This is a genomic window from Faecalibacterium faecis, from assembly GCF_040096475.1.
Classification (GTDB): domain Bacteria; phylum Bacillota; class Clostridia; order Oscillospirales; family Ruminococcaceae; genus Faecalibacterium; species Faecalibacterium taiwanense.
This window is the reverse complement of record NZ_JBBMEP010000011.1, coordinates 1-19,950: the sequence shown is the minus strand read 5'-3', so window position 1 is coordinate 19,950 and position 19,950 is coordinate 1. Positions and strand designations below refer to the sequence as shown.

Sequence of the window (19,950 nt, the reverse complement as noted above, 5' to 3'; positions counted from 1 at the left end):
CCCTCAGAGCCTTTATTTCTGGCTTATTATGCATGTTTCTCAGTATAGGTTAACAAAGTTGATTTGTCAAATGAATTTCCTTCACACCTGAAACCGAAAAAGAGAACTGCCGCAGGCATACCGCCCACAGCAGTTCTCCGTGTTTTTGTGTTTTTAACGGCCGCGGCCACCGCCGCCGCCGTGGCTGCCGCCGCCGCCCATTCCACCGAAGGAGCCGCCGCCGAAGCTGCCGCCGCCGAACGAGCCGCCCCCAAAGGAGCCGCCTCCGCGGGAGCCACCGAAGGACCCGCCGCCAAAGCCGCCGCCCATGGGAGGACGGGGCGGACGCCGGTTGTTGTTCCGGGGCGGGCGGGGCCGGTCATTGCGGGGGCCGGGGCCATAGCCCGGGCCGTATCCGGGGCCGAAGCCGGGGCCCGGAGGGGGCGGCGGGCCGGGACGGTGCCGACGGGCCGAACCTGCCATGTAGCCCCATGCGAAGGGGCCCCAGTTCCAGCCTGCTGCGTGGCCGATGGGTGCAATGAACACCCGGAACACGAACAGTACGATGATCAGCATCACCATCAGGGACATGAACAGGATCACGATGCCCAGAACGACATCCTCAAAGGTGGTGGGGCCGTCGTCCGGCTCCGCGTAGCTGCCGTCGTCGTAGCTGCCATTGTTCAGATTTACCCCATAAACACTTGCAATGGTGTCGGCCACATTGTTGGCACAGGTGATTACTGCATCGCTGTAATCGCGGTTAACAAAATCACCTTCCATGGTCTGAGCGAGGGCACTGGCCTGACTTTCCAGCGTGGTGTTGCGGAAGCCGTCGCCGTAGGTCACGTAGTAATCGCCGTCCTCGTAGATGGGCGATTCCATCACCAGCAGGATCAGCACGCCGTTGTTCTCGGAAGCCGAGCCGATGCCCCAGGCGTTGAAGGCCTGTGTTGCATAATCCTCAGTGGAATAATTACCCGTATAATCTACAGTCAGTACGCCGATCTGTGCTCCGTTGCAGCTGGACTGCAGCTGGTTGTTCAGATCAACGATGGTCTGGGTAGTGCTGTCGCTCAAAACGTTGGCGTCATCCACCACACACTGATCTCTGGGCAGATCCGGCAGGCTGGCGGCGGCAAATGCCGCCGGGCACAGGGCCGCTGCGCCCACCACAAGGGCCAGCACCAGAGCGCTTACGCGTTTTGCAAAATTTTTCATGCGAAGGGTTCAACCTCCTTTACACCGGCAATGGCTCCCAGCATGCTGGCCGGGAAGCCGCCGGTCTCTTTCTGGTAGTCGTAAACGGCATCGTTGTATTTCAGGGTGCCGATGATGGTAGCCGCACTGTTGAACTGGCCGTACTGGCCCTGCACCGCGCCCATCTTCATGGGGTCTGCGGCCTGCTCCTGCAGCTTTGCGTAGAGCTGATCGATCCGCGACCCCAGCACCTCGTTGGCCTGATACAGTGCGTGCATCGTGCTGCCCTGATAATAGGGCAGCGAGGTGAGTGCCTGACTTTTGCCGCCGTTCTGCACCGCTTCCAGACAGGCGGTAAAATCGCTCAGCGCGCTCTGTGCGGCCTGTACCTCGGCACTGTCCGCTCCCAGCGTGCTGCCGGCGGTGGTGATGATGTTTGCCGCCGTGTTCATGCGGGTGGTCAGCTCCTCGTTGAGGTTATAGCCGTTGTCTGCCGCCACACCCACCGTGTACCATTTGCGGACTTCGTTGTACCGGCTGTGCAGCTTGGCGCTGCCAAAGCCCAAAAAGGCCGCCAGCATCACCACTACGCTCAGCGCCAGTGCAGCTGCGCGGGTGGAAAGGGCTGCGGGCAGCTTTGCTTCCAGCCCTGCCAGCTTCTGCTGCAGAGGTGTCAGCGGCACGGCCTGCTCCGGCTGCTTTTGTTCGCGGTAGCTGCCCGCGTCAAAACCGCCGGAAGTGCTGTTCTGTTTTTGCGAAAAATCTGCGTTTGCCATCTCAGCTCCGGATCTCCATCATTTTTGCTTTCAGTTCGTCCTCGATGCGGTTCAGCTCCTGCTCGGCGGCAGCGCGCTTTGCGCGGCCCTCGCTCTGGATCTTGTTCAGCTCGTCCAGCGTCTCGATCAGGCTCTTGTTGGTCTGCTGCAGGGTCTCGATGTCCACCACACCGCGCTGAGACTCCTTTGCGGTCTCGATGGTACCCATCTTCAGGGCCTCGGCGTTCTTCTTGAGCAGGTCGTTGGTCATGTCGGTCACGGCACGCTCGGCCTGCATGGCCTGCTGGCTGTGGGCCAGACCCAATGCCAGCACCATCTGGTTCTTCCACAGGGGGATGGTGTTGACGATGGTGGACTGGATCTTTTCCGCCATCATGGTATTGTTGTTCTGCAAAAGGCGGATCTGCGGCCCCATCTGCAGGCTGATGTTGCGGGTCAGCTCCAGATCATAGAGCTTCTTCTCAAAGCGTTCGCACTGGTCGGCCAGATCACGAGCCGCCTGTGCATCCTCCGGCAGGCCGGAAACCTTGGCCTTATCCATGGCCTGCTGCAGCTCGTTTGCGCGCACATCGGCCAGCTTCTTTTTGCCGGCAAGGATATACATGCTCAGCTCCTTGAAGTAGGCCATGTTCAGATCATACATCTTATCCAGCATGGCGATGTCCTTGAGCAGCTGCACCTGATGGCCCTCCAGCATGGACTGGATCTTTTCCACGTTGGTCTCGGCCTTGTTGTACTTCATCTTCATGGCATCCAGCTGGTCGCCCTTCTTCTTGAAGAAGCCGAGGATGCCCTTTTTTTCCTCCTCACCGGCATCAAAGCTCTTCAGCTCACCGATCAGGCTGGTGATCATATCGCCCACTTCGCCCAGATCCTTGGTGGCCACCTTGGAAAGGGCGGCCTCGGAGAAATCGCCGATCTTCTTCTGACAGGCGGAGCCGTACTGCAGCACCTGCTGGCTGTTGGTAATGTCGATCTTTTCGGCAAACTGATCCACCATGGCCTGTTCTTCCGGGGTCAGGTTCACCTGCGGCTGCTCCGGTGCGGCAGCTTCCTGCTGGGCGGGTGCTGCCTTTTCCTCTTCTGCCGGGGTGGGGTCCAGCGTCAGGGTGGGTACTGCGGGTGCATCGAGGTCAAAGTTGAATGTATTATCAGCCATAAGAGATTCCTTCCTTTCCAAATACCATTTACCTTTTTTCTTAGCTCAGGCCCTGCCCTTTGAGCATGTTCTGCAGCACCGTGATATCTGCAGAAAGGTCCATGCTCTCGGCGGCGTACAGGGCATCCAGCTGGTTTTCAAACGCCGTGGCAATGGAAGCAGCATTGTGCTCCACCTCGGTACGGATGGCTGCGGCATTCTCGCCGCGCACGCCCTGCTTTGCCAGCTTTGCATACTGCTGCAGAACGTTCACCGCATCCGGCAGGTAATAGTTTGCGAACCTGCGCACCTGCTTTGCCTTTTCCGGGTTTGCTTCCACCGCTTCCACAATGGAGCGGCCCGCCTTTTCCATGCGGGTCATGGCGGCAGAGAGCTGCGGGTCCGGCAGCTGCTCGTTGAGGGTGTGCAGGGTATCCAGTTTTTGCTGAATGTCGGTCAGCATCGCGTCCACATCCTCCACACCGGTGTGGAAAGGCACTTCGTGCTCCACCACCCGGGGCGGGCAGACCTTCTGTGCCGCACCAAAGGCCACAAATGCACCGCCCAGCGCCGCCAGCAGCGCCCACAGCTTATACACCGGCAGTACCGCGCACAATACCAAAAAGACCAGTGCCATTGCATAAAATGGCAGAACGCTGGGCTTTCTGGTGCGGATGATCTTGCTCATGTTTCTTCTCCTTGTCCGGGGCATTGCCCCTTATGTTACCCATAATACCGCACCCCACGAAAAACGCAAGTCTTTCACGGATAATTTACAACCTGGCCATCATTTGTTGATCCACGGCAAGAGAGCCGCGCCCCAGATTTCGCGCAGCTTTTCCGGGCGGCAGGCAGCGTTTGCCGGGCTGGTGCTGGGCAGCTTTACCGCTGCAATGCCGGACACCGGCTGCAGATACTTTGTATAGATCCGGTATGCGGTGGCTCCGTTGCAGAATACTGCTTCGATGGGTGCCTTTTCCAGCAGAGCGGCAATATCATTCGGCACTGCATCCTTGATGGAAGCATCCGCTGCGCCGGTGATGGTGCAGCGTTCCAGCGTGTCCCAGAGGGCCAGCCCATGGCGCAGGATGATCTGCTTTTTGGCTTCAATGTCCTCACGGGCAGGCACCGGCTCACCGGTCAGCGCGGCCAGCACGGGCCAGAAGCGGTTCTGCGGGTGGCCGTAGTAAAAGGCCATCTCCCGGCTTTTGGGGCTGGGCCATGTGCCAAGGATCAGCGCCCGGCTGTGTTCGTTATACACCGGTTCAAAGCTCATTGTCCGCCTGCACTTTCAATTTTATCCCAAGGCGAGCCAAGGTCGCGGCCGGACGGCTCTGCTCTGGGGCCGTCGAACCACAGCTCATCGATCAGGTCGGCAAGGCCGTCCTCCCGCACATCGCCAATGATGCGGTCGGCGGCAGCCTTTGCGTCCGGCGTGCCGTTTGCCATGCAGCAGCCAAGGCCCGCTGCCTTCAGCATGGCCACATCGTTGGCAGAATCGCCTGCCGCCACGGCATCGGCCAGTGTCAGGCCCATCTTTTCGCACAGGTCGGCAAGGCCCACGCCCTTGTCCATTCCACCGCGCACGATGTCGTAGTAGCACAGGCCATCGGCATTCTGCGCGCCCACCTGCATCCAGTGCAGGCCCAGATGGCCGTACTTTGCCGCAAAATCTGCCACGTGCTCCGGCGGCACTGCCGCAAAGGCCGCGTGGGGCATATCGATCAGGTGGCGGTCCTGATCTTCGCCATCCACGCAGTCCAGCCCGATGCTGTTCATCTGCTGATAGCCCCTGTGCAGATATTCATACTCGCAGTAGGCGTAGCAGGCATCCCTGAAATTGAACTGCAGCGGATAGTTATAATCCTCGCAGAAATCCACCAGCGCGTACATTTCCTCAGCGGTGAGCGGGTGCTCGGCCACGATGCGGCCCTCGCGGTCCACCACACAGGCACCGTTGCAGGTGATGGCATAATCGAACCGGATGCCGCCCAGCTGGCCTTTGAGGTTGACGCACGGATACGCGCGTCCGGTGCTGAGCACAAATCTGCCGCCTGCGGCCTGCAGCTTTTTGATGGCTTTTGCCACCTTCTGACGCGGCTTGTCCTCGCCAAAGGGCACCAGTGTGTTGTCGTAATCGCTTGCCAGAATCTTATATTGCATTCTATTCTCCCCTATGGAACTGAGTTTTGTACCAGTATACCATACTTTTTTAAAATTGGGGTGCATTTGGGCATAAAAATAAGGCTACTGCACAGAATTCCATGCGATAGCCTTATTTTGTTTCACGATGCCGTTTTCTTTGCAGCTCCTTCTCGGGATCACGCAAACACGGCCACGACCACCTGCATTGCCACGCCGAGGAATGCGCCTGCACCCCATGTCAGGCCGGTGATGAACAGGTTCTGCTTCCACGAAGGATTGGTGCGCCACAGCACCGCAAGGCCCACGCCTGCACCGGTGCAAAGGCCCGCCACCAGACTGGAAAAGCGCAGAGCACCTTCCACATACAGCTGGGTCAGCAGCACGCTGGCGGCGCAGTTGGGGATCAGGCCCACCAGCGCAGCCACTACCGGCTGGAAGAAGCCCATGCTGCCCAGAAGGTCTGCAAACACATCTTCGCCCACGCCTTCCACGATCAGGCCGAACACCAGACTGAACGCAAAAATGAACACAAAGATCTCCAGCGTGTGGCGCAGGGCCGCTTTCCAGATGGGGGCGGGCTTGCCCTCTTCGTCGCTGTGCTCCTCGTGACAGTCCACCTCGTCGGCATGGCCGGTGTAGCCGCCGCGCAGCGATTTGGGCAGCACGCCGCGCAGCACAAAATCCAGCACGAAGCCCACCACAATGGCGTATACCACCTTGATGACCATGAGCACAGCCAGCTTATCCCAGTAGGCCGGCATGGATACCAGCAGCGGGATGGCTTCGTCGCTGGTGGCAAGGTAGACGGCCATCAGGGTGCCCAGCGTGATGACGCGGGAGGAGTAGAAGTTGGACGCAATGGCCGAAAAGCCACACTGCGGCACACAGCCCAGCACCGCGCCCGGAATCGCGCCCCAGCGCCCGCCGCCTGCCAGCAGTGCTTCAATGCGCTCACCGTGGCGGGTCTCGATATACTCGATCAGAAGATAAGCCAAAAACAGGAAGGGCAGCATCTTGGCGGTGTCCACCAGAGATTCGCCCAGAACATCCAGAAACAGTTTCATATACACTCCTAAAAACGACCGTTCGTCGCTTCATTTTAGTAAATTGCAAATTGGTTGCATTTTCGAACAGGGATGATTATACACGATATTCTCTCCAATTGCAATACCAAAATGCAAATTAGTTGCGAATTTATGTTATGGAACGCTGCATCGCAAAAAATACGATTTCAAATGGTCTCCGCTGATGCTCTGACCATTTTCAGCGGAATTATTATTTTATTTCGCAATTCTGGAAAATCTGCGGATTTTCCAGAATTGCCTTTTCACGGAAGGAGTCATGACCGAAAGCGGAAGCTGCCGCGCTGGTTTCCTGTGGAAACATTCACGCGGCGGAATTAACGTTCTGCCCGCAAGCACAAGCCTTTCCTCCACGACCCCCGCCCATGAAAATGGGGTCCAGAAACACCCGCAGGCGTTTCTGGACCCCAAAATCAAAAATATAATTTCCTTAGCTTATGCGCAAAGCAACGCGGAGCGCATTCAAAATCGTCCCACACAGCAGGAGTCTGCCTTTTGTTTTACCCCTTCATTGGTACAAAGCCCACAAGGTCTTTTACCACCTCGCCGCCGATGATCAGGCCGGCCACCGAGGGTACAAAGGCATTGGAGCCCGGCACCGAACGGCGCTGGGTGCACTTGCGCTGGGTGCCCGGAGGGCAGATGCAGTGATACTTGCAGCTGATGTCGTCATCCTCGATGGGGGTCATGGCAGGCTCCTTGGAGTAGACCACCTTCAGGTGCTTGATCCTGCGCTTGCGGCACTCGGTGCGCATCACCTTGGCCAGCGGGCAGACCGAGGTCTTGTAGATATCGGTCACTTCAAAGCGGGTCGGGTCCATCTTGTTGCCTGCGCCCATGGAGCAGATGATGGGGGTGCCTGCCTCCTTGCACTTCATCACCAGCGCCAGCTTGCCGGTGACGGTGTCAATGGCATCCACCACATAGTCGTACTGGGTAAAGTCGAACTGATCCTGTGTTTCCGGACCAAAGAAGCACCGGTGGGTGGTCACCCTGATGTCCGGGTCAATGTCGTGGATGCGCTGCGCAGCCACATCTACCTTATATTGCCCTACCGTGCTGCGGGTGGCAATGATCTGGCGGTTGAGATTGGTCAGGCAGACCTTATCATCATCGATCAGATCCAGTGCCCCCACGCCGCTGCGCGCCAGCGCTTCCACCGTGTAGCCGCCCACGCCGCCGATGCCGAACACCGCCACGCGGGAATTGTGCAGTTTTTCCATAGCTTCCGCGCCCAGCAGCAACTGCGTGCGGGAATACTGATTTTGCATTTTGTTCTCCTTGTTACTTTTCCACTCTCGTAATGGTGCCGCCGCCCAGCACGGTGTCGCCCTGATACAGCACCACGGCCTGACCGGGCGTAGGGGCGCGCTGGGGCTGGTCAAATTCCAGCCGGAAGCCACACTCCGCCGGGTAGACGGTGGCGGCCTGCTCCACCTGATGGTACCGGGTGCGGGCTGTGACCCGCAGCGGCCCGGTCAGCTCCGGAATGGCGATCCAGTTCACCTCGTCCGCATACACGATGCGGTCGAACAGCATCTCCTCCGGCCCTACCGTGACGGTGTTTGCCTGCATGTCCTTGCCGCAGACGTACACAGGTGCCCCCATGGCAAGGCCCAGCCCCTTGCGCTGGCCGATGGTGTACCGCACCGCGCCGTTGTGGGTGCCCACCACCCTGCCGCTCTCGTCCAGAAAATCACCTGCCGGGTAGTGTTTGCCGGTGAAGTCCTCCATAAAGCGGGCATAGTCGCCATCCGGCACGAAGCAGATGTCCTGACTGTCGTGCTTGCGGGCATTGACAAATTTGTGCTGCTCCGCGATCTCGCGCACCTCAGTCTTGTGCAGGCCGCCCAGCGGCAGACGGATATGCGCCAGCTGCTCCTGAGTGAGGTTGTAGAGCACGTAGCTCTGGTCCTTGCCCTCGTCCAGCCCCTTTTTGAGCAGGAAACGGCCGGTGGCCTCGTCCTGCTCCACCCGGGCATAGTGGCCCGTGACCACATACTCCATGCCGTGTGCCCGGGCCCAGTCCAGCAGATGGCGGAACTTCATATATTTATTGCAGTCGATGCAGGGGTTCGGCGTGCCGCCCGCCTCATACACGCGGACGAATTTTTCAATGATCTGTTCCCGGAAGTCGGCTGTGAAATCCAACACCTCGTACGGGATATCCATGGCAAACGCCACCTCTGCTGCGTCCTCGATGTCCTTTTCCGAGCAGCAGGTGTGAAAGCCGGACTGTCCCAGCGTTTCGTTGCGGGTGAGCCGCATGGTGATGCCGGTGCAGTCATAGCCTGCCTGCTGCATGAGCCATGCCGCCACCGAGCTGTCCACGCCGCCGCTCATGGCAATGAGGGCATGCGGCTTTGAATCAGGGGTCTGTGTGGTCATAAGTTCTCCTTTGGTGCATTCAACACACTAAAACAGTAGTATAATAGTAACTCTGAAAAAAGAGCTTGTCAAGACGCAGCGAGCTGCTGCACTGCGGCCAGCAGGGCTTGCCGCTCGTTGGGATATTCTTCCCGGATCACACCGTCCAGCAGCGCTTCCAGCACTTTGCGGATGCCCGGCCCCGCCGGGACGCCTGCCGCCATCAGGTCGCGGCCATTCACAGCCAGCTGGCTGACGCGGCAGCATACGCCGTCCGCGTCCAATTGTTCGGCCAATTCGGAAAGTGCAGCAAAATCAGCCGCCCGTTCCGGCTGCAGGGCTGTGCCCAGTGCTGCCAAACGCCGCACGGTACACAAGTTATATTTGCCCAGTAGTCGGCGGGCGTAGATAGTAAAGTCGGGTGTGACGGTAGTTTCTCTGAGGACCGTCCGCTGGGGTGGGACCCTGTTGCCGAAGGCAATAGGGCGGGCGATGGAATGGCCTGCAACGGCAACGACTGCCGCCTGCGGCGGAAACAAGGAGTTGCTGTTGGAGCAGCGGCCAGCAGGATGCGAGTGCTGCTCAAAGCACGAAGCATCCGCTGGGTGCCGCAACCCGTACTCGTGTCCGAAGAGAAAGCTACCGTCACGCCTTCTGGCTTCCCGCACCAACACCGCCGCCTCTTCAATCAAGGCATTGGAGCAGCGCAGGCGCTTGAGTGTGCGGCGGATGCCGTCCTCGCCAAGGCTGTACAGCAGCGCCGCCAGCCGGATGGGCAGGTTTTCTGCACCCGCCGGGCAGGCATCCACCACCGGCTTTGCCGCCGCCAGTGCCTCCGATGAAAGCTCCGGCAGAATAACAAGCAGTATTTTTTTATCAAGATATGCCGCAGGGGCGGGAGCGCTCAGCAGTTTTGCAAGCTCTTCCTCGATGCGCTCCACCGATACGCAGTCCAGATGGGCACACAGCTCCTGTGCCGCCTGCGCCGTGGGCGGGTCGATGGCAAAGCCAAACCGGGCTGCGAAGCGGTACAGCCGCAGGATGCGCAGCGCGTCCTCGGTGAACCGCTGGCGGGGCACACCCACCGCCCGTACGATGCCGCTTTGCAGATCGGCCTGCCCGCCAAAGGGGTCCACAAGGCCCTCTTTTTCATTGTAGGCCATGGCGTTGATGGTAAAATCCCGCCGGGCCAGGTCCTCCCGCACATCCGGCACAAAGTGCACCTCGTCCGGGTGGCGGCCATCTGTGTAGGTGCCTTCTGTACGGAAGGTGGTGATCTCGTAAAGGGCACCGCTCTGCTTCACCGTTACCGTGCCGTGCTGCAGGCCGGTGGGGATGCACCGCTGCGCGCCGAACAGCTCCATCACCTGCTGCGGCAGAGCACTGGTGCACAGGTCCCAGTCGTGCGGTGTAAGGCCCAGCAGACTGTCCCGCACGCAGCCGCCCACCACGTAGGCTGCATAGCCCGCCCTGTGCAGGGTGTCCAGCAGCTCTGCCGCACCCTCGTCCATCCGGATGGTCATGGCTGTGCCTCCTCGTACTGCAGGGTGATGCTTTTGCCGTCAAAGCCGCACTCCGCCGCCGGGAAGATGCTCTGTGCCTGCGCGGCATACTCCTCCGGGTCGGTGATCATGGGGGAATAATGGGTCAGCCAAAGCCGCTTTGCCCTCGCCTGCGCGGCAAGGGATGCGCTCTGCTCAAAGGTGCTGTGCCCCCACTGACGGGCCTGGTCTTCCTGCTCCGGAAGGGCATAGGTGGCATCGCATATCAGCAGGTCTGCGTCATGCGCCGCCTGCAAATAATACGGGCAGGGGGCCGTATCGCCGGAAAATACCACGCTCAACCCCTTGCGCGGTGCGCCCAGCACCTGCGCAGGCTGCACCGTTCTGCCCTCCACGGCAACGCTCTGCCCTTTCTGCAGCAACTTCCATTGCTGCACCGGCACCCCCAGCGCCCGGGCCTGCTCCGGCGAAAATTTGCCTGCACGGGGCAGCTCCAGCCGGTAGCCAAAGCTTTTTACCCGGTGCTTTGTGGCAAACGGCACCAGCCGCGCACCGGCAGGCCAGCCCTCGCTCAGCGCATCCAGCGCCAGCGGCTGGCCCGGCATAAGCACCTGCGGCTTCACCGGATAGGGCAGCGGGCCGGTCAGTGCCCGCACCGCCGCCCAGATATCCGGCAGGCCCTCCGGACCCAGCAGCGCAAGCGGCCTTGTGCGGTCCTGCGCCCCCAGAGTCTGCAAAAGGCCCGGCAGACCAAAGATGTGGTCGCCATGGTAGTGGGTCAGGCAGATGGCATCTGCCCGCATCAGGTTCACGCCCGCACGGCGCGCTGCCGCCTGCGTGCCCTCGCCGCAGTCCCACAGCAGGCCGTGGCCGCCGCAGGCAGCAAACGCCGCCGAGAGTGCCCGGTCCGGCAGTGGCATGGTAGCCGCAGTGCCCAGCAGTGTAATGGTCAGCATAAAATCGTTCTCCCTACACAGTAGATTTCGATATTTTATTGTACCACAGCCCAGCACGTTGCACAATCACTGCTGGCCGCGCATAGCATGGGCCAGCACAGCAAAAAGGGGGCAGCGGGATGAGACGCAAAAAAGGGGATCCTTTTTCCGGCAGGCCGCACAGCGGCCTTGGATGGGTGCTTCTGCTCGCCGCACTGGCCCTGTTTCTGCTGGCCGGTGCGCCCGGCTGCATGGCCCAGCGGATGGCGTGGTCTGCCCGGGGAACGATGATCTTTCTGCCCAGCGGGTTTTGAAAAAATGGGAGCATCCTGCTGCACAGAACGCTCCCATTTTTCTTTTTATTTTCCATCCGAATAGGGCAGCTGGCCGGTCAGGGTCAGCGTTTCGGCAAGCTCGTCCTCCGAGCGGAACCGCCACGCCGCCGCTCCCACGGCCACATAGCAGGCATCGGCACGACCCTCCGGTGTAACGGCAAGGATCATCGTTTCACCGTCACCCACCGCCGTTACCATGCCATCCGCACTCACAGTTGCCACGCCCGGATTGCTGCTGATCCATGTCATCGTTCCGTTTTTGGTGCCTGCAGCCTGCGCGGTCAGCTTCTGACTGGCTCCCACTGCCTGCAGCAGCATGGCGTTTTTGCTCATCTGCACCCGTCCGATCTCCGATGTGACCGTTACCGTGCAGCGCAGCACCTGCCCGGCTGTGGTCAGTGCGCTGATGACGGCCTTGCCGGACCCCTGCGCCTTTACGCTACCGTTTGTGCTTACCGATGCCACCGCCGGGTTGCTGCTGACCCACTGCCGCACATAGGTAAACCCGCCTTTGTTCTGTTCCAGCTTCAGCTGTTTCGTCGGGGCAGGCTCCTGCTCTGTAATGGTAAGCATCAGATCGCTGGTGTTCAGCACCAGGCGGCTGGCTGTGCTTTTGCGCACCGTGATGGTACAGGTGGTCTTTTCGCCGCGCTCATTGCGGGCCGTGACGGCCGCAGTGCCCTCGGCATGGCCGGTCACCTTGCCAGTGCCGTCCACCGATGCCACTGCCGGATCACTGGAAGTCCAGATCAGAAAGAAGTAGTCGTTGGGTGCCTGCACATTCAGGTAGGCCACCGGGGCCGGGTCTCCTTCGGTGATATCCAGCGTCAGTTCGGCAGTGTCCAATGTCATGCCGCTGTCCGGCAGCGGCTGCTCCTGCGCAGCATAGGCCGACAAGGCCCCGGCTGCAAACAGTTCTGCGCACAGCACCACTGCACAAACACACGCTTTGAACCCCTGCTTCATGGGCTTTGCCCTCCCCGCCTGCTTTGCTGCAAGATCCTTTAAATATTCCTGTCTCCGTATTATTTTACACGCAGTGCAAAACCGGGTCAAGTTTTTTGCCCATTCTGCCGGGCAGCTGAGCCTTATTTTGTGGAGAATAATAAAATCCGCTTTTCAATTTTGTACAAAACGCCGCCGCCCCCGGCAAACCGGATGCGGCGGCGCTGTTCTGCTTTTGAATTTTCAGCTTAGTAGTTGATCTTTTTCAGCTCAAAGTAGCTCTGCGGATGTGCGCACACCGGGCACTTGAGCGGTGCGGACTTGCCGATATAGGTGTAGCCGCAGTTCCGGCACTGCCATACCTGCTGCTCCTCGCGGGCAAAGACCTTGTTGTTTTTCAGGTTTTCGGCCAGCGCACGGTAGCGCTCCTCGTGCTCCTTCTCGATCTGTGCCACCATGGTGAACAGTGCTGCGATCTGAGGGAAGCCCTCTTCTTTGGCCTCCTTGGCCATGCGGGGGTACATCTCGGTCCACTCATCGTGCTCACCGCCTGCTGCCATGTCCAGACAAGTCAGGGTATCGGGGATCGCGCCGCCGCACAGCAGCTTGAACCAGATCTTTGCGTGCTCCTTCTCATTGCCGGCGGTCTCCTCAAAGATCGCGGCCAGCTGCTCGTAGCCTTCTTTTTTTGCCATGCTGGCAAAGAAGGTGTACTTGTTGCGTGCCTGGCTCTCGCCTGCAAACGCTTCCATCAGATTTTTCTCGGTTTTGGTACCCTTCAGTTCCATGATGCTCTCCTTTCAAAAACGGATCTTCTGTCAGGATCGACCGATCCCGGCTCTATCATTCAGCCCGGCGGTAATTTTTTCGCCTGCGGCTCAGGTTCTGAACAGAGTATACCATATTATTTGATGGAAATCAAGAATAATTCCTATTTATTATGAGAATTTTTCTCAGTTATGCTGTTTCAGTGCACACACAGCAATGCTCAGGGCGCTCCACGCTGCCTGATACATCAGCACCGTTGCCACCGAAAGCTCCCAGATGCTGCCTGCACTGGTGAGCAGCGCTGCAATGATAATGGAGAATAGCACCGAGACCATCTGTACCGTGGTGGCGCTGCTCTCGGCATTCTGGGCCTGATCCGCAGCCTGCAGGCCGCCGGTCAGGCTGGCAAACGCCTTGAGATGGATCATGCAGCAGGTGTCCTCCGGGTCTTCCGGTGCGGCCTTGATGGCGTTGCACTGCTCCTGATCCAGCACGGTGATCATGCCTTCCGGCAGGCGGTATGCTTCGGTAATGTGGTGTGCAGTCAGACTGGGGTCCTGGCATGTGACCAGCAGGCGGATGTTCTCCTTTTGCAGCACGGCAAGGCCGCGGGCCACATTGCGCCCGCCCACATATTTCAGCACGAACATAGCGTGCAGGTTGCCGGACACAGCCAGATACAAAATTTGCAGCTCGCCGTTCTTCGAGTGCTGCATCTCGTATTCCTCGTCCGGCAGTGGCACGCCCTCCTGCTCCAGATAGCGGCGGGTACCAATGAGGATGCGGTTGTTATCGCACCAGGCGGAAAAGCCCAGCCCATGGTGCTGCTCCAGATCCTTGACCGGGAACAGGATGTCTGTGCGTTCCTCAACGATCTGGCGGAACAGCCCCTTCAGGGTGCCGTGGCTCTCGTTCAGCACGCTGGCCGCGTACAGGATGGCGCGGTCGATGCGGCCGCCCTTGAAGATGCGGATATCCTCCAGCTGTGCGCTGTCGGCGGTGAACAGGTCGTCTGCATCGATCTGCAGCGTATCAATGCCGCCCAGCTGCTCAATGGCCTGCCAACCGGGCACGACTGCGCCCACAGCCGCAGCCGCACGCTGCAGCCGTAGCGAGGCAACGCCCGCGATCAGGGTAGAGGAAAGCGGTGCGCCCATGCACAGCACAGCTGCCATGGCAGCCGCAGCTTTGTTCCAGCCGGCACCTGCCAGCAGGAACAGCACGCCGCTGAGCAGGGCAACGCCCAGCAGGATGTACGAAACTTTGCGTGCACGGCGCTCGCTTGCGCGTTCGCTCAAGCTCTGCTCCACAAAGCCGTCAGCTTCCTTCATCGGGCGGCTCAGCAGCACCCAGGGGTCCTTCTGTTCCAGATCCCGTGCAAGGGCGCGCAGCAGGTCTTTGTCCTTGGCGCGGTAGGCGCCCTCGAACTCCACACCATTGGTCACCAGCTCATAGCCGCCCTTGACAGCAGCCAGCATCACCCGGCTGCCCAGCAGCGCAAGGAACAGCCCCAGCGCGGCCATGCCGCTGAGCAGCGAGATGCCGGTGGTGCCGCGGTAAACATTTGCGTTCAGCATGGCTGTGACCGCCTGCACCAGCGCTGCCACTGCGGCCAGCGCCGGCATCGTCTCGGAAGAAGACCGTCCGCGCAGGCCGTTCAGGCCGTCGCGCAGCACCGGGAAGCCCACGCACAGGCTTGCTGCCAGCAGCAGCAGGTTTGCACCATAGAATGCCGCCGGGGCAGCATCCGGGTCCAGCGCCGCCATGGCGGGCAGCAGCCCATCCGACACCAAACCAAAATGCAGCAGCACCACAGCCAGAATGCCGCCCAGCACGCAGCGCAGCGTCAGCTCTGCGCTCATGCGGTGCAGCTTATCCGCCGTGGCCTCCGGCTCGGTCAGCTCCGTTTCAGCATGTTCCTCCGGAGACACCGCGTCCTCCGCCTCAGCTTTCAGTTCCGGCTGTGGCGCAACGGATGCCTTCTCCGGTGCCTGCTGCGACTCTTCACCGTCCAGCGGCAGCAGCGGCAGGCTCATGGTGTCCTCTTTTGCGGCAGGCTCCTCTGCCGGGGCCAAAGGTGCCTGCGGTGCGTCCTCGCTCTGCGCCTTGCCAAAGAAATCGGCCACCGGCTGCTTTTCCGGCTGCGGCACAGGTTCCGGCTGCAGCTCCGGTGCCGTCTCTTTTACCGCTGCAAACACAGCCGCGGGCAGCGGTGCACCGGACGGTTTCTTTTTGCCTTCAGCCGGTTCAGTTTCTGCTGCCGGGGCTGCTTCGGCTCTCGGTGCAGGCTTTTCCGGCTTCTGGTCGCTCAGGCCGTTGATCATCGCCTTGAGCTGTGCCATCTCCTGCTGCTCCTGCTCTTCCTGCGGCAGCAGCACCTCCGGCGCATTCTTGGGGTGCCGGAGAGGCTTTGCCGTGCTGTGCTGCTCTGCGGGTCTTGCCGCCGGAACAGCGCTCTGCCGGGGTGTTTCCGGCTTCACTGCCGCCGGGGGGTCCGCCGTTTGCGGTGCAGATTTTTCCTCCGGCTTTTTGGCGGGTGCTTCCGGCTGTGCATCCTCTGCTTCCTTCTCCAGAAAAGGCCACGGGGCCAGTTCCTGTTCCGGGTCTGCCTCCGGCTTCAGCATCAGTTCCAGATCCGCTTCCGGCTCCGGCTGCGCATCCTCACCCAGCCGCACCTCACCGGTTGGCATTTCCTGCGGCTGCTCTGCTGCAGCTTCGTCAGTCTCCTGCTTTTCCTTACCACGGCCAAACAGGCCAAACCGTTTCTGCGGCTTTTCCTCCGGCTGGTTTTCGTCTCTCCGGGTCATCTCCTCCGGGATATCCACCGCCGTGGTGCTGAAAAAGGAGCGGAACTTTTCATCCGGGGTCATTTCCCGGCCATTATTTTTATCTTTCGGCATTCTTGTCCCTCCTGTAATTCAAATTGAGGTTCCGGCCCGAATGCCGGATCATGCCTGCTGTGCTGCGCGCTGGGACTGGATCTCGTACAGAATAATGCCCGCAGCCACCGACACGTTGTAGCTGTCCACACCGGTGCCCGGTGCTGCCATATCCAGCCGCACCACGCCGTCGCACAGCTTTTTCACCAGCTGCGAAACACCGCTGCCCTCGCTGCCCAGCACCAGTGCAATGGGGCCGGTCAGGTTGTTCCTGCGCAGAGACACGCCGTCCATATCGGCGCAGTAGACGAACACACCCTGCTCCTTCAGGCGGCGGATGGTCTCGCCGATGTTGGCCACACGAGCCACCGGCAGGCGTTCTGCGGCACCTGCGCTGGACTTGATGACGGTAGGCGTGACCGATGCGCCGCCGCGCTTTGGGATCACGATGCCATGCGCACCGCACAGCAGAGCACTGCGCATCACGGCACCCAGATTGTGCGGGTCTTCAATGCCATCGCTCAGCACCAGAAAAGGTGTCTCGCCCTTGTCCTTGGCTGCTGCCATCAGGTCTTCTACCGTCACGTATTCGATCTCGCTGGCAAATGCCGCCACACCCTGATGGCTCTCGGTGCCGGTCATCAGGCGCAGCTTGTTGGGGTGCACCCGCTTCACCGTGGCACCCGCTTCCTTTGCCAATGCGGTATAGTAAGCCGCCACGGCCGGAGCCATGCCCTCAGCAATGAGTACGGTGTCCACGCCGGAACCGCTTTTCAGCAGTTCGGTCACCGGATTTTTGCCATAAACAAGGCTCTCGTTCTTCTGCAGCGGCTCTTCCGGGCTGCGGCGCGGACGGCGCGGCTGGTTCTTTTCTTCCATGATGATTTTCTCCTTCCGTTGTATCACCGGAAGGTGCTGTGCACACCCTCCAAAAGGCGCGCCGCACTCTGGGCCGCGCACCGGTATGATCTGAAGATGATAACTCATCTTGAAGTATAGCATAAGCCAACCTTGTTTGCCAGCAAATTACCGTTTTTTATCCGCGTCCTGCAAAAGTTTTTCTGTTCGTGGTGCCGGAGACCGTTTCCGCTTTTTTGCAGAAATGTTCTGCCGCCCTGCATCAGCTTTACCCGGCTGCTGGGTAGATATCCCTCTGTTTTGCCGGAGAAAAAAGTTTTCCACAAAAACGCGGTATACAATCCGTAGAAGAGCGATTATTTTTCCACATGTTGAAAACCCTGTGGAGAAAGTTCAAAAGTCCAGCTTTAAAGCCTGTTTTGCCTGTGGAATTCCACACTTTCCACAAGGTTTTCCACTTTTTGGTTCGATCTTTTTTGATTTCCTGCGTACAATTTGTAGAATACAAGTCGGAAATATGACAATTTTTTGAACTGCATCCTGTCCGCTTTTGCCAAATTGCCCAATATCATTTTGACGAATGTGGATCTGTGTTGAAAATCCGTCCTTCATCAAGCTTTCTGTCTTTCGGCCGCTTGTTGCGCATTATATGGAAATTTGTTGTATTCTATCGAATATACGCGCTTCTGGCAGTAACCCCCTGCACCCTGCCAGAAACAGAATCCCCGCATTGTTACAGGAAAAACACCGGTTTGGATTGATTTTGGCCGCTGTTTGGGGTATACTAATTCTGTAGGTTCGTTAAACCGTGCACAAAGCGGATATGAAACGAGCAAGACCCCAATGATTTTGTGGAGGTAATGAATAATGTTGGTAAATGCAACCGAAATGCTGATCAAAGCACGTGATGGCCACTACGGTGTGCCTCAGTTCAACATCAACAATCTGGAGTGGACCAAGTCCGTTCTGACCGCCTGCGAGGAAATGAAGAGCCCTGTGATTCTGGGTGTTTCCGAGGGTGCCGGCAAGTACATGACCGGTTTCAAGACCGTCGCTGCCATGGTCAGCGCAATGGTCGATTCCATGGGCATCACCGTTCCCGTTGCCCTGCATCTGGATCACGGCACCTATGAGGGCTGCAAGGCCTGCATCGAGGCCGGCTTCTCTTCCATCATGTTCGATGGCAGCCACTACTCCATCGAGGAGAATGTGGAAAAGACCAAGGAGCTGGTTGCTCTGGCACACGCTAAGGGCCTGAGCATCGAGGCAGAGGTCGGTTCCATCGGCGGCGTCGAGGACGGCGTTGTGGGTGCCGGCGAGATCGCAGACCCCGAGGAGTGCGCAAAGATCACTGCTCTGGGCATCGACTTCCTGGCTGCCGGCATCGGCAACATCCATGGTGTCTACCCGGCAAACTGGAAGGGTCTGGACTTCGAGGCTCTGGACCGCATCCACAAGGCCACCAATAACATTCCTCTGGTCCTGCACGGCGGCACCGGCATCCCCGACGAGATGATCGCAAAGGCAATCAGCCTGGGCGTTTCCAAGATCAACATCAACACCGAGTGCCAGCTGGTGTTTGCTGAGGCCACCCGCAAGTACATCGAAGAGGGCAAGGATCAGCAGGGCAAGGGCTTCGACCCCCGCAAGCTGCTGGCTCCCGGCGCAAAGGCCATCGAGGCCAAGTGCAAGGAGAAGATCGAGCTGTTCGGCTGCGCAGGCAAGGGCTAAGCAGAAGCTCGTATCGTAACCGGTACACCACCCAATAAAGTATGCGCCCCCGCTGCACCGTTATGCACAGTGCAGCGGGGGCGCTTTTTACTTTATATGCGAGCACTCAGACGCGGGTCTTTTCCATATCTCCAAAAATGTATTGCATACAGTCCTGCACCCAGAAGCAGGCAAAAAATCGAATAGCTAAGGATCGGAAGCCGCAGCAGTACGATCTTACCCGCGATCTGGGTAAAGAACCAGCCCGTTCCATACAGAGTCACGATATAAAGCACCAGCCATGTAGCATATTTCAGCCAATGCTCTCGTGGCGGAAAGCCTACCTGCTCCATCATCCGGCGGAACAGTGCGCAAAAAACCGTCACTGCAACAACAAGCTGCATCAGATAGCCTACAGAAAGTTCAAAAACCCAATCACCAATTACCGGGTAAAGCAGCAGCCCTTCCACGCCCCACTCAAAAAAGAAATACAGCGGTGCAACAAACCAGAAGTAATCCGCAGCTCTCAGTGTTTTCAAACATGGCTTGACCTCCTCTACAAAGGTTTTTGCATCCGAAATCGAATCGAACAGTTCCTGATTTTCTGCATTGGCTTGGATGGAAATATCAAGCAGATCGCTGCACACAAGTTCAATGCCGCAGAAATCCCAGCTGACCCGGCGAAGATACCGGATCACTTCTTTCAGCTGCTCCTGGCTTTTTTCGTTCAGCAGCTTTGTACGCATCCGATTTGCCTTTCGCAACGCAAAATACTTATTCATATGGCTCCTCCTTAAAAATTTTCTCCACCAGCTGGCAGAGCTGATACCAATCCTGCCGAAACTCAAGAAGTGCCTTTCGACCTTCTTCAGTTACAATATAATATTTCCGGCTCGGCCCCTTAGGGGAAGGTCTGCGTTCTACTGTAACCTTTCCTTGCTGCTCCAGCCGCAGCAGCAGCGGATAAAGCGTGCTTTCACTCAAGTCAGAAAACCCGACCTGTTTTAGATGCATCACGATCTCATAGCCATAGGTCGGCTCTCTGCTAATGAATTTCAGAACACAGAATTCCAAAACGCCCTTGAGCAATTGTGTGTTGTTTTCCACTGGATACCTCCTTTTGCCTATTATGTAATACATAGTAGCTTATCTATATTGTATTGCATAGTAGTATTTTTGTCAAGTCCTGTCCTGTTATCATTTCGACCAAAATCCGCTCCATATTTTTGTGCAACAAAAAAGCCCTGAGATTTCTCTCAGAGCTTTCTGTTCAAGTCGGCGACTACCTATTTTCACGCGCCGTTTCCAGCGAACTATCTTCGGCACAAGTG

General features: G+C 58.6%; 19 protein-coding genes. 2 read left to right on the top strand and 17 right to left on the bottom strand.

Annotated elements, in window-relative coordinates:
- Nucleotides 1-153: 153 nt before the first annotated feature.
- The 11 genes from WMO17_RS07125 to WMO17_RS07075 form a co-directional block, all read right to left on the bottom strand.
- Nucleotides 154-1,200 carry a TPM domain-containing protein gene (locus tag WMO17_RS07125; protein ID WP_154255895.1) on the bottom strand — a complete coding sequence of 349 codons (1,047 nt, stop codon included), beginning with the start codon at nucleotides 1,198-1,200 and terminating at the stop codon, nucleotides 154-156.
- Nucleotides 1,197-1,955 (bottom strand): LemA, encoded by a 759-nt coding sequence (locus WMO17_RS07120; protein ID WP_154255896.1) that lies wholly within the window; start codon nucleotides 1,953-1,955, stop codon nucleotides 1,197-1,199. Before WMO17_RS07120 ends, WMO17_RS07125 begins: the two co-directional genes overlap by 4 nt.
- A 1-nt stretch (nucleotide 1,956) precedes the next feature.
- The gene (locus tag WMO17_RS07115; RefSeq protein WP_154255897.1) at nucleotides 1,957-3,114 is read right to left on the bottom strand and encodes a toxic anion resistance protein; all 1,158 of its coding nucleotides are present in this window, start codon (nucleotides 3,112-3,114) and stop codon (nucleotides 1,957-1,959) included.
- A gap of 40 nt (nucleotides 3,115-3,154) precedes the next feature.
- The gene (locus WMO17_RS07110; protein ID WP_005941432.1) at nucleotides 3,155-3,781 is read right to left on the bottom strand and encodes a 5-bromo-4-chloroindolyl phosphate hydrolysis family protein; all 627 of its coding nucleotides are present in this window, start codon (nucleotides 3,779-3,781) and stop codon (nucleotides 3,155-3,157) included.
- A gap of 99 nt (nucleotides 3,782-3,880) precedes the next feature.
- Complete coding sequence (locus WMO17_RS07105) at nucleotides 3,881-4,369, bottom strand: DNA-deoxyinosine glycosylase (RefSeq protein WP_223388178.1); 489 nt, start codon at nucleotides 4,367-4,369, stop codon at nucleotides 3,881-3,883.
- Nucleotides 4,366-5,256, bottom strand: a complete 891-nt coding sequence (locus tag WMO17_RS07100; RefSeq protein ID WP_207699179.1) for an HAD hydrolase family protein — start codon at nucleotides 5,254-5,256, stop codon at nucleotides 4,366-4,368. Before WMO17_RS07100 ends, WMO17_RS07105 begins: the two co-directional genes overlap by 4 nt.
- A 158-nt stretch (nucleotides 5,257-5,414) precedes the next feature.
- Nucleotides 5,415-6,302, bottom strand: coding sequence for a putative manganese transporter (locus WMO17_RS07095; protein ID WP_349137784.1), 888 nt, complete (start codon nucleotides 6,300-6,302; stop codon nucleotides 5,415-5,417).
- A 518-nt stretch (nucleotides 6,303-6,820) separates the two neighbouring features.
- On the bottom strand, nucleotides 6,821-7,591 hold the full coding sequence (locus WMO17_RS07090) for a tRNA threonylcarbamoyladenosine dehydratase (protein ID WP_349137783.1): 771 nt from the start codon (nucleotides 7,589-7,591) through the stop codon (nucleotides 6,821-6,823).
- A 13-nt stretch (nucleotides 7,592-7,604) separates the two neighbouring features.
- Nucleotides 7,605-8,708: a tRNA 2-thiouridine(34) synthase MnmA gene (mnmA, locus tag WMO17_RS07085; protein WP_349137782.1), complete on the bottom strand. Its 1,104-nt coding sequence runs from the start codon at nucleotides 8,706-8,708 to the stop codon at nucleotides 7,605-7,607.
- A gap of 68 nt (nucleotides 8,709-8,776) precedes the next feature.
- On the bottom strand, nucleotides 8,777-10,210 hold the full coding sequence (locus tag WMO17_RS07080; RefSeq protein ID WP_349137781.1) for a CCA tRNA nucleotidyltransferase: 1,434 nt from the start codon (nucleotides 10,208-10,210) through the stop codon (nucleotides 8,777-8,779).
- Complete coding sequence (locus WMO17_RS07075) at nucleotides 10,207-11,145, bottom strand: ribonuclease Z (RefSeq protein ID WP_349137780.1); 939 nt, start codon at nucleotides 11,143-11,145, stop codon at nucleotides 10,207-10,209. Before WMO17_RS07075 ends, WMO17_RS07080 begins: the two co-directional genes overlap by 4 nt.
- A 119-nt stretch (nucleotides 11,146-11,264) precedes the next feature.
- Here WMO17_RS07075 and WMO17_RS07070 point away from each other — a divergent pair, with 119 nt between their 5' ends.
- Nucleotides 11,265-11,438 carry a hypothetical protein gene (locus WMO17_RS07070; RefSeq protein WP_154255902.1) on the top strand — a complete coding sequence of 58 codons (174 nt, stop codon included), beginning with the start codon at nucleotides 11,265-11,267 and terminating at the stop codon, nucleotides 11,436-11,438.
- Between the two features lie 45 nt (nucleotides 11,439-11,483).
- On the opposite strand, the gene WMO17_RS07065 is transcribed toward WMO17_RS07070, so the two are convergent.
- The 4 genes from WMO17_RS07065 to rlmB all read right to left on the bottom strand — a co-directional run bounded on the left by WMO17_RS07065 (nucleotide 11,484) and on the right by rlmB (nucleotide 17,053).
- Nucleotides 11,484-12,425: an Ig-like domain-containing protein gene (locus tag WMO17_RS07065; RefSeq protein WP_349137779.1), complete on the bottom strand. Its 942-nt coding sequence runs from the start codon at nucleotides 12,423-12,425 to the stop codon at nucleotides 11,484-11,486.
- A 227-nt stretch (nucleotides 12,426-12,652) separates the two neighbouring features.
- The gene (gene rbr, locus WMO17_RS07060) at nucleotides 12,653-13,192 is read right to left on the bottom strand and encodes a rubrerythrin (protein ID WP_005941401.1); all 540 of its coding nucleotides are present in this window, start codon (nucleotides 13,190-13,192) and stop codon (nucleotides 12,653-12,655) included.
- Nucleotides 13,193-13,357: 165 nt separating this feature from the next.
- On the bottom strand, nucleotides 13,358-16,072 hold the full coding sequence (locus WMO17_RS07055; protein WP_349137778.1) for a cell envelope biogenesis protein OmpA: 2,715 nt from the start codon (nucleotides 16,070-16,072) through the stop codon (nucleotides 13,358-13,360).
- 48 nt (nucleotides 16,073-16,120) lie between these two features.
- Nucleotides 16,121-17,053, bottom strand: a complete 933-nt coding sequence (gene rlmB, locus WMO17_RS07050; RefSeq protein WP_349137777.1) for a 23S rRNA (guanosine(2251)-2'-O)-methyltransferase RlmB — start codon at nucleotides 17,051-17,053, stop codon at nucleotides 16,121-16,123.
- A 723-nt stretch (nucleotides 17,054-17,776) separates the two neighbouring features.
- Between rlmB and fba the strand changes: the two genes are divergently transcribed.
- The gene (fba, locus tag WMO17_RS07045; RefSeq protein ID WP_005941384.1) at nucleotides 17,777-18,640 is read left to right on the top strand and encodes a class II fructose-1,6-bisphosphate aldolase; all 864 of its coding nucleotides are present in this window, start codon (nucleotides 17,777-17,779) and stop codon (nucleotides 18,638-18,640) included.
- Nucleotides 18,641-18,732: 92 nt separating this feature from the next.
- On the opposite strand, the gene WMO17_RS07040 is transcribed toward fba, so the two are convergent.
- Nucleotides 18,733-19,401, bottom strand: a complete 669-nt coding sequence (locus WMO17_RS07040) for a hypothetical protein (RefSeq protein ID WP_207699184.1) — start codon at nucleotides 19,399-19,401, stop codon at nucleotides 18,733-18,735.
- On the bottom strand, nucleotides 19,394-19,726 hold the full coding sequence (locus WMO17_RS07035) for a PadR family transcriptional regulator (protein WP_120081349.1): 333 nt from the start codon (nucleotides 19,724-19,726) through the stop codon (nucleotides 19,394-19,396). The genes WMO17_RS07040 and WMO17_RS07035 overlap by 8 nt, the downstream gene beginning before the upstream one ends.
- Nucleotides 19,727-19,950 lie beyond the last annotated feature (224 nt).